The following is a 2148-nucleotide window of genomic DNA, read 5'->3' on the forward strand; positions in this document are numbered from 1 at the left end:
CTATCCTCATACAATAAACCATTAAGCATTCCATAGATTCCTGCAATGAGAATAAATACCAGAGTAATGCGAAGCACATATCTATTGGAGAAAACTAGAGTTCTTCTGCGCATGACTAATCATTGAGGTTTAGTTACTTCGTCACAGAAAGATTGATATGCTTCCATCCTTTCACAAACATCACGATTTCGTTCACACCAGCCGATGGATGCGGCCTCCAATCTCCGTTTCCAGGCAAAAGTCCCCACAAAGAGTCCGGTCAGTAAGCCGGCTTCCACACCGATTATGCAGCCGGTTATAGAACCACCAGGCCGCTTAAAAACCCTGCTCCTGATCCACAGCCTTCCCATGCCTTCTCAAAGAAAGAAAACAGACTTTTCTGCGGCAACGAAAATCAGGTACCGTCGCCAGGGGACGCTGCTCCTGGCTATTCCGTTTCAGGAAAGAATGGATTTTTATTTTTCCTGTGTCGCCCTGCGCACCACATAAAACTAAGAAATCCATACGAAGCATATAGGATAATGATAATAACAAGGAACACAATGATCAAATCCGTGCCAGTATGGATCGATATATCTGATAGCTCATCGAAGGTTAATCGGAAAAGTGCAATCCCTGCCAGCAGGGTAGCAAAGGCAAGATGCAGCGCAACCTTTGTTTTTGGGTTTTGTCGACGTTCTCTTTGAACGAGCTCTAAGTAGGCTTTGGCTGCCAGGATGCCGACAACGCCAAAGGTGGCGCTACCAATCGCACTGTAGAGAATCTCAGCCAGAGGCTTTTCGGAATAATAAACAAGCCGACTAATGAAGAAAAAAATCGTTAGCCATCCCCATATAAGGAAGACTCAGGTAGCAGGCTTTTTCTCTTGAAGGGAAAAGATAAAAGCACGTAGTTTTGTCATGATTTTATAGCTATGTTATTTCATTATTCAGCATTGATTAACTCATTGCAGGCTCGAAGGTAATATTCATTATTTCGGCAATTCGTAAGATTTTGGCGACACCATCGAGTGATATCTACATTGTATTCTTGTTTTGTTTCCAAGGCAAAGATTAGACCGCGTATTCCCATACCTATTGGCATATAAACTAAGCAACCAGGGAGTCCTCCTAAAGCCGCTCCTAATCCACAGCCTTCCCATGCTCCTGTAAGTATCGCCGCGAGCGCCCCCTCCACGGCCCGATAATCTCCAATCTGCGGCATGCTGTTGAGCTCACACGTCGCATTCTGCTGCACCAACCAAATCTAACCTCTCCGTTTGTCTCTCTCAGCAACGGTCACAAACTCGCCTCAAACGCACGGAACAATCTGTTACTTCATTGGCACCTCGGTAACGATGCCTTCTTCTTTTTCAAAAAATATAAAACTGATAATGCAATAACATATAAAGTTAGAAAGACATAAAATATAAATTTCAGATAATCACCTAATACAAAATCTTCATCAAAAAAATATCTCCCCGTTAAAGGTAGCTGAGTGACAAATGTAAAAAAACCCTGCTATATAGAAAGAAGACAACAAAAGTGGTTCTGAGGAATTTATACATAAAGATCCTATATATATCATTATTATTAACATTGAAAAAATGTATGCAGAAAAAGATAAACTTATCACAATGTTATCCATACTAAATAAATCTACATCAATGCTAATACTACGATACCCTCCAAATATAAGAGTTATAAACAACCATCCTATAAACACTCTAGTGACAGGATATTTTGATGATATAATGCGCTGCATAACCTGCTATTCCGTTGTTTCTGGCTTTATAAAATCCGCACAGGCATTCCTGATCTTTACAATTAATATAATTCTCTCTGCACCATTTAGCCAGATCTGTATGATAATCAGTATAGGCCTCTGCCATGTATAAAGTGCCGGCAACAATTGCTCCTCCAACACAGGTACCCAAAAGTACCCATGGATTAGTAAGCCGCCTGATAAAGGCCACAAAGTCTCCCCCTATGCAGGTCCCCATCATAACCGCCCCCAACTCCACCCCCGTCCAATAGTCCCCAAATTGAGGCATCGTGACCGGCTCACACAGGCCCTGCTGCGCCAGCCGAATCCATCCCCTACCACCCAGAATACCCCAACGCGCCATCCCACCACTACCTGACTTCTCCAACAACTCCCGAACCACCG

At 42.9% G+C, this 2148-nt stretch carries 2 protein-coding genes; one reads left to right on the top strand and one right to left on the bottom strand.

What is annotated here, in order from left to right; all coding sequences use genetic code 11:
* The first annotated feature begins 204 nt into the window (after positions 1-204).
* Entirely contained in the window at positions 205-489 is a 285-nt protein-coding gene (locus BUA15_RS13495) for a protein kinase family protein (protein WP_072716516.1), read from the top strand.
* 1216 nt (positions 490-1705) lie between these two features.
* On the opposite strand, the gene BUA15_RS13800 is transcribed toward BUA15_RS13495, so the two are convergent.
* On the bottom strand, positions 1706-2148 hold a 443-nt coding region (locus BUA15_RS13800), incomplete at its 5' end, for a hypothetical protein (protein WP_218587583.1).

Origin of the sequence: Rhodothermus profundi (assembly GCF_900142415.1) — a bacterium.
Classification (GTDB): domain Bacteria; phylum Bacteroidota; class Rhodothermia; order Rhodothermales; family Rhodothermaceae; genus Rhodothermus; species Rhodothermus profundi.